This is a genomic window from Methylobacterium sp. WL6 (assembly GCF_008040095.1).
GTDB lineage: Bacteria > Pseudomonadota > Alphaproteobacteria > Rhizobiales > Beijerinckiaceae > Methylobacterium.
Map to the genome: position 1 here is coordinate 1 of NZ_VRVH01000257.1, position 6,434 is coordinate 6,434.

General features: G+C 72.6%; 9 protein-coding genes. 6 read left to right on the forward strand and 3 right to left on the reverse strand.

From position 1 onward, the window contains the following. Window positions 1–505, forward strand: a 505-nt coding sequence (locus FV230_RS22590) for an FTR1 family protein (RefSeq protein WP_187275590.1), incomplete at its 5' end; no start/stop codon positions are given. Window positions 506–607: 102 nt separating this feature from the next. Here the strand turns inward: FV230_RS22590 and rplS are convergent. Further along, window positions 608–1,003 (reverse strand): 50S ribosomal protein L19, encoded by a 396-nt coding sequence (gene rplS, locus FV230_RS22595; protein ID WP_147729513.1) that lies wholly within the window; start codon window positions 1,001–1,003, stop codon window positions 608–610. A 284-nt stretch (window positions 1,004–1,287) separates the two neighbouring features. Between rplS and FV230_RS22600 the strand changes: the two genes are divergently transcribed. From FV230_RS22600 to FV230_RS22615, 4 genes are all read left to right on the forward strand, one after another. Then, window positions 1,288–1,854, forward strand: a complete 567-nt coding sequence (locus tag FV230_RS22600; RefSeq protein ID WP_147729514.1) for a NifU family protein — start codon at window positions 1,288–1,290, stop codon at window positions 1,852–1,854. A 189-nt stretch (window positions 1,855–2,043) separates the two neighbouring features. Then, window positions 2,044–2,733 carry a tRNA (adenosine(37)-N6)-threonylcarbamoyltransferase complex dimerization subunit type 1 TsaB gene (gene tsaB / locus FV230_RS22605; protein ID WP_147844002.1) on the forward strand — a complete coding sequence of 230 codons (690 nt, stop codon included), beginning with the start codon at window positions 2,044–2,046 and terminating at the stop codon, window positions 2,731–2,733. Window positions 2,734–2,848: 115 nt separating this feature from the next. Beyond that, window positions 2,849–3,370, forward strand: a complete 522-nt coding sequence (locus FV230_RS22610) for a GNAT family N-acetyltransferase (protein ID WP_147844003.1) — start codon at window positions 2,849–2,851, stop codon at window positions 3,368–3,370. Window positions 3,371–3,377: 7 nt separating this feature from the next. After that, window positions 3,378–4,253 (forward strand): lysophospholipid acyltransferase family protein, encoded by an 876-nt coding sequence (locus FV230_RS22615; protein ID WP_147844004.1) that lies wholly within the window; start codon window positions 3,378–3,380, stop codon window positions 4,251–4,253. A gap of 6 nt (window positions 4,254–4,259) precedes the next feature. Here FV230_RS22615 and FV230_RS22620 read toward each other — a convergent pair whose 3' ends face one another. Next, window positions 4,260–4,559 carry an addiction module antidote protein gene (locus FV230_RS22620; protein ID WP_147844005.1) on the reverse strand — a complete coding sequence of 100 codons (300 nt, stop codon included), beginning with the start codon at window positions 4,557–4,559 and terminating at the stop codon, window positions 4,260–4,262. Then, window positions 4,556–4,861, reverse strand: a complete 306-nt coding sequence (locus FV230_RS22625) for a type II toxin-antitoxin system RelE/ParE family toxin (RefSeq protein WP_147844007.1) — start codon at window positions 4,859–4,861, stop codon at window positions 4,556–4,558. The genes FV230_RS22620 and FV230_RS22625 overlap by 4 nt, the downstream gene beginning before the upstream one ends. A gap of 103 nt (window positions 4,862–4,964) precedes the next feature. Here FV230_RS22625 and miaB point away from each other — a divergent pair, with 103 nt between their 5' ends. Further along, window positions 4,965–6,347 carry a tRNA (N6-isopentenyl adenosine(37)-C2)-methylthiotransferase MiaB gene (gene miaB, locus FV230_RS22630; protein ID WP_147844006.1) on the forward strand — a complete coding sequence of 461 codons (1,383 nt, stop codon included), beginning with the start codon at window positions 4,965–4,967 and terminating at the stop codon, window positions 6,345–6,347. The last annotated feature ends 87 nt before the right edge of the window (window positions 6,348–6,434 follow it).

Consider the following 6,434-nt stretch of genomic DNA (forward strand, 5'->3'; position numbering starts at 1 on the left):
CTCCGGGCAGCGCACCGCGGCGGCGCTGGCGCTGGTCGTCGGCGCGGCGATCCTGCGCGAGGGCGCGGAGCTGGTGCTGTTCCTCTACGGCCTCGTCGCCTCGGGGGCGTCGGGGGCCGACCTGCAGGCCGGGGCGCTCGCCGGCGTCGGCGCAGGCGCCCTGCTCTCGGGCATCAGCTATTTCGGCCTCGCCGCGATCCCGAGCCGCTACGTGTTCTCGGTGACGAGCGCGCTGATCATCTTCCTCGCCGCCGGCCTCGCGGCGCAGGCGGCGCAGTTCCTCTCGAACGCCGGCATCGTCACCGGGCTCGACCAGATCCTGTGGAACTCGTCCGGCCTGATCCCGGAGAACGGCTGGCCGGGCCGCGTGCTGCACGCGCTCGTCGGCTACACCGACCGCCCGACCGCGCTCCAGGGCATCGTCTACGTCGGCACGATCCTGGTGATGGTCGGGCTGATGCAGGTGACCGCCTCGAGCAAGCACCGGGCCCTGCGCACCGCCTGAGCGCCTCGGCCGGCACGCAACCCCGGCAACGAAAAGCCCGCCGCGATCGGATCGCGGCGGGCTTTTCTCGTCGCGTCCGCTCCCCGTACGGGGAGGCGCGGACTACTCGGCGGCGGCCGGCGCGGCCTTCGCCTTGCCCTTGTTCTTGTCGGTGCGCTCGGCGATGCGGGCGGACTTACCGCGGCGGTCGCGCAGGTAGTACAGCTTGGCCCGGCGCACCTTGCCGCGGCGCACCACCTTGATCGAATCGATCAGCGGGCCGTGGACCGGGAACAGGCGCTCGACGCCCTCGCCGTAGGAGATCTTGCGGACGGTGAAGCTCTCGTTGAGGCCGCCGCCGGAGCGCGCGATCACCACGCCCTCGTAGGCCTGGACACGGGTGCGCTCGCCTTCCTTGACCTTGACGTTCACGATCACCGTGTCGCCGGGCTGGAAGTCGGGGATGGTCTTGTTCAGTCGAGCGACTTCTTCCTGCTCGAGCTGCTGGATGATGTTCATGAATAGCTCCGGCCGTCGCGCCGCGCTGCCCCGGATGGGCTTGCGGGCGTCAGGATTTCGGCATCCTGTTTTGAGTTGGCGCCGCGATACACCAAGCCCACGCGCTTGTCGATTGCCGGCCGCGCCCGTCGATTGCCGGCGGCGATTGCCCATTGCCGGCGGGGCCCGTCGATTGCCCGCGCCGGTTGAGAAAATCCGGTCCGCGGTCCACATGGAGGATGGCGCGAGACGCGCCGTTCCCGGCCGGCCTTGAACCGGCGCAGCGGACGAGGATCCTGTCAGACATGTTCATCCAGACCGAAGCGACCCCGAACCCCGCCACCCTGAAGTTCCTGCCCGGCCGGGTGGTGCTGCAGGAGGGCACCTTCGAGGCCAAGGACGCGGACGGCGCCGCCCGCTCGCCCCTGGCGCAGCGCCTGTTCGACGTGCCCGGCGTCGCCGGCGTGTATTTCGGCCACGACTTCATCTCGGTGACCAAGGCCGACGGCGTCGACGAGTGGCCGCAGGTCAAGCCAGCCCTTCTGGGCGCGATCATGGAGCACTTCCAGTCCGGCGCGCCGGTGATGGCGGAAGGCTCCGCGCAGGCCGACGACGACGCCGAGGAATTCTACGACGCCGCCGACCACGACACCGTGGTGACGATCAAGGACCTGCTCGAGACCCGCGTGCGCCCGGCGGTGGCGGGCGACGGCGGCGACATCACCTTCCGCGGCTACAAGGAAGGCGTCGTCTACCTGGAGATGAAGGGCGCCTGCTCCGGCTGCCCGTCCTCGACCGCGACGCTCCGGCACGGCGTGCAGAACCTGTTCAAGCACTTCCTGCCCGAGATCCGGGAAGTCCAGGCGGTCTGAGACCGGCGCTTCGAAATCGCGGCGCTTCGGGTGCGCGCCCAGCCGGCACCCGAAGCGCCTTTGCAACACCTTCTCCCGAACCGCGCGCCGACGGCCGCCCCGCACTGACGGGCGCGGCCGTTTTGGCTTAGGCTCGCGGCTTCCTTCAGAGGGCGGACGGGAGCGAAGCCCCGGCGAACGGGAGTGGGCGTGCATATCCTGGCCATCGACACGGCACTCGAGCTCTGCTCGGCCTGCGTCGCGACCGAGGCGGCCGACGGGTCCGTCGATCTGCTCGCGCAGGAATCCATGACGCTCGCCCGCGGCCACGCCGAGGCGCTGCTGCCGCTGGTCGAGCGGGTGATGGCCCGGTTCGAGGCCGGGTTCGAGGGCCTGTCCCGCGTCGCCGTCACCGTCGGCCCCGGCAGCTACACCGGCCTGCGCGTCGGCCTGTCGGCGGCCCGCGCCGTCGGCCTCGCCGCCGGCATTCCCGTGGTCGGGGTCACCACCCTCTCGGCGCTGCTGGCGCCGCAGCTGGCGCTGAACGGCGACGGCCTGATCGCCGCCGCGATCGATGCCCGCCACGGTGCGGTCTACCTCCAGGCGATGAGCGCGGGCGACGGCATCGTCGTGCCGCCGACGCACCTGCGCCTCGAGGAGGCCGCCGACCGGCTCGGGGCCGGCCCCGTCACCCTCGTCGGCTCCGGTGCCGCCCTCCTGGCGGCCGTGCTCCGGGCCCGCGGGATCGCGGTCGACGTCGCGGGCGCCGGCGGGCCCGACATCGCCTGGGTCGCCTCGCTCGGCCTGGTCGCCGACCCGGCCCAGGCCCTGCCCCGGCCGATGTACCTGCGCGGGGCCGACGCCCAGCCGCAGGACCACGCGCGGATCGCCCGCCGATGATACGCAAGCCTCATCGCTCGGACCGTTCCAGCGGCCTTCGGCCGCCGGCAAGCGCGAAGGCGCGCCGCCGATGCGGCGGATCGCCCGCGATGCGGCGGCATCGAGGGCCACAGGCATGAGCCGCCCGGTCTCGCCCTTCTGGCCGCTGGAATGGTGGCTCGCCTGGTGGGAGGCCTGGGGCCCCGAGCCCTACGTCGCGCCCTTGCGCGAGGCCGACCAGGCGCGCACGCTCGCCCGGCTCCACGCCACCGCCTTCGCGCGGCCCTGGGACGCGCACGAGTTCGAGCGGATGCTGTGCGAGCGCGCGACGCAGGGGCACGCCCTGTGGCGGGCCGGCGCGATGCAGGGCTTCATCCTGTCCCGCAAGGTCGCCGACGAGGCCGAGATCCTCACCGTCGTGCTGGCGCCCTCCGCCCGCGGCGGCGGCCTGAGCCATCGGCTGCTGCGCGAGCATCTCGGGCACCTGGCGCTGATCGGCGTCGCGCAGGTCCACCTGGAGGTCGACGAGGGCAATGCGCCCGCGCTCAAGCTCTACGCCCGGCACGGGTTCACCCGGGTGGGCACGCGGACCGGCTACTACGCGCAGGCCGACGGCAGCCGCGCGACCGCGCTCACCATGCGCGCCGACCTGACGTGAGCGCCCGGTGACGCGCGTCGGGGTGGCCCTGCGCCTGGTCGTCTGCGCGCTGGCCTTCGCGCTGCTCGCCGGTCCGCACTGGCTGGCCCTTCGCTTCGGCGAGCGCCGCGGATGGGGCCTCGCGCCGGCGCTGTTCCACCGGGTGTTCCTGGCCCTGTTCTCGGTGCGCGTGACGCAGAGCGGCACCCCGCCCCGCCCCGGCGAGGCCGCGCTGGTGCTCGCCAACCACGTCTCCTGGCTCGACATCATCGCCGTCGGCTCGCTGCGGCCGCTCTCCTTCGTGGCGAAGTCCGAGATCGCCGGCTGGCCGGTGATCGGCACGCTCGCCGCCCTCCAGCGCACGGTGTTCATCGACCGGGCGCGGCGCGGCGCGACCGCGACCGTCAACGCCGCGATCGGCGACCGGCTGGCGCGGGGCGAGCTCGTGGTGCTGTTCGCCGAGGGCACCACCGGCGACGGCACCCGCCTGCTGCCGTTCCGCTCCTCGCTCGTCGGCGCGGCGCGGGCCGCGATCCAGGCGCGAGGGGCCGACGGCGGCCTCGACCGCATCCGCCTGCAGCCCCTGGCGATCACCTATCCGCGCCGCAACGGCCTGCCCGTGGGCCGGGCCGAGCGCCCCGAGATCGCGTGGTACGGCGACATGGACCTCGCCCCCCATCTCGCCCTGTTCTTCGAGCGCGGGCCGATCGACGTCCACGTGGTCTGGGGCCAGCCGATCGCCTTCGAGGCCGGCACCGACCGCAAGGCCGTCACGGCCCAGGCGGAGGCCGCCGTCCGCGCCGCGATGAAGGGCACGGGGGCGATGCAGGGCCACGCGGGGGTGCCGGGCCACGCGCCCGCCCGGCCGCTGCCGGGCCTCACGGACGGCACGGCGGCGGCCTGAATCCCGTCAGGCCGGTTCGGGCGCGTGCGGCACGGTCGCCGTCAGCCGCAGGTTCATCGCCCTCAGGACGCGCACCGTCGTATCGAGGCTCGGATTGCCCTCCTCGGAGAGGGCCTTGTACAGGCTCTCGCGCGACAGGCCGGAGGTGCGGGCGATCCGCGTCATGCCGCGGGCGCGGGCGGCGACGCCGAGCGCGTGGCGGAAGAGCGCCGTGTCTCCTTCCTCGAAGGCCGCGGTGAGGTATTCCGCCAGCGCCTCGTCGGTCTCGAGATAGTCTGCCGAATCGTAGGGCTGCGTCTCAGTCATCCGCCGTCTCCATCCTTCAGATCTGCGGCCAGCGCCCTGGCCCGCACGATATCCCGTTGCTGGCTGCCCTTGTCTCCGCCGCAGAGCAGAACGATCAGGGCTTTGCCGCGACGGATGAAGTACAGTCGGTAGCCAGGTCCGTAATCGATGCGCATCTCGCTCACCCCGGAGCCGACCGGCTTCGCGTCGCCGGCATTGCCCAGAACGAGACGGTCGATCCGGATCGCGATCCGCGCCTTGGCACGCGGATCCCGCAAGGCGCCGAGCCAAGCATCGAAATCAGCCGTGCGTCGGACCGGAATCCTAAATGTTCGTATTCTATAGGATACGGACTGGCAAGCGCTCGGACCGGGTCGCGACGGCGGGCCGGATCTATGATAGAGGCGTGCCGCCTCGGCCGCAGAGATGTTCGCGCGCCGTATCCCAAGGAACCCGGGACCCGACGCGGTGTCGAAAAAAGCCTTCGTCAAATCCTACGGCTGCCAGATGAACGCCTACGACGCCGCCCGCATGGCGGACGTCCTGGCCGAGCAGGGGTTCTCCGCCACCGACGCCGTCGAGGAGGCGGACGTGGTGGTGCTCAACACCTGCCACATCCGCGAGAAGGCGGCCGAGAAGGTCTATTCCGAGCTCGGCCGGCTGCGCGTGCTCAAGGACGCGCGGAAGCTCGAAGGCCGCGACACCCGCATCGTCGTCGCCGGCTGCGTCGCGCAGGCGGAGGGCTCCGAGATCCTGCACCGCGCGCCCGTGGTGGACGTGGTCGTCGGGCCGCAGAGCTACCATCGGCTGCCGGACCTGCTCGCCCGCTCGCATGCCAGGCGCGTGGTCGACACCGAATTCCCCGTCGAGGACAAGTTCGACCACCTGCCGGCGCGCCGCACCGCGGGCGTCTCCGCCTTCCTCACGGTGCAGGAGGGCTGCGACAAGTTCTGCGCGTTCTGCGTGGTGCCCTACACCCGCGGCGCCGAGGTCTCGCGTTCCGTCGCCGCCGTCGTCGCGGAGGCGGAGAAGCTCGCCGCCGGCGGGGTCCGCGAGATCGGCCTCGTCGGCCAGAACGTGAACGCCTATCACGGGCTCGGGGCCGACGGCGGCGCGGCGACGCTGGCCGACCTGATCCGCGCGGTGGCGCGCGTGCCGGGCATCGCGCGGATCCGCTACACCACGAGCCACCCCAACGACATGGGCGACGACCTGATCGCGGCCCATGCCGAGATCCCGGCGCTGATGCCCTACCTGCACCTTCCGGTGCAGTCGGGCTCCGACCGGATCCTGTCCGCGATGAACCGGCGCCACACCGGCGACGCCTACCGGCGGATCATCGACCGCGTCCGCAGGGCCCGCCCCGACATCGCCCTGTCCTCGGACTTCATCGTCGGCTTTCCCGGCGAGACCGACGCCGAGTTCGCCGACACGATGCGGCTCGTCTCCGACATCGGGTTCGAGAGCGCCTATTCCTTCAAGTACAGCCCGCGCCCCGGCACGCCGGCCGCCGAGCGCAGAGACGCGGTCCCGGAGGACGTGATGACCGGCCGCCTGCACGCGCTGCAGGCGCTGCTCGACGCGCAGCGCCACGCGTTCCAGCGCGCGGCGGTGGGGCAGGTGGTCGAGGTCCTGGTCGAGAAGGCCGGCCGCAGGCCCGGCCAGGTCGCGGGCAAGACGCCGCACCTGCTCGCCGTTCAGTTCGACGCCCCCACCTCCCGTATCGGGCAGGTCGTGCCCGTGCGCATCGTCGAGGCGGGGACCAACAGCCTGTTCGGCGCGGCGATCGAGGCCGCGGCGGCCGCGTAGGGCGGCGGGCCGGGCGATGAAGGGAGTGTTCGTGGCGTCATTCGACGGAACGGCCGGGCGCAGCGGCCCCTTGCGCGGGCGCGGGCC

What these genes read in the sequence shown, in the direction of transcription:
- rplS (WP_147729513.1), bottom strand. Translation starts at nt 1,003, where the DNA reads ATGAACATCATCCAGCAGCTCGAGCAGGAAGAAGTCGCTCGACTGAAC.
- FV230_RS22600 (WP_147729514.1), top strand. Translation starts at nt 1,288, where the DNA reads ATGTTCATCCAGACCGAAGCGACCCCGAACCCCGCCACCCTGAAGTTC.
- FV230_RS22610 (WP_147844003.1), top strand. Translation starts at nt 2,849, where the DNA reads ATGAGCCGCCCGGTCTCGCCCTTCTGGCCGCTGGAATGGTGGCTCGCC.
- FV230_RS22620 (WP_147844005.1), bottom strand. Translation starts at nt 4,559, where the DNA reads ATGACTGAGACGCAGCCCTACGATTCGGCAGACTATCTCGAGACCGAC.
- miaB (WP_147844006.1), top strand. Translation starts at nt 4,965, where the DNA reads ATGTTCGCGCGCCGTATCCCAAGGAACCCGGGACCCGACGCGGTGTCG.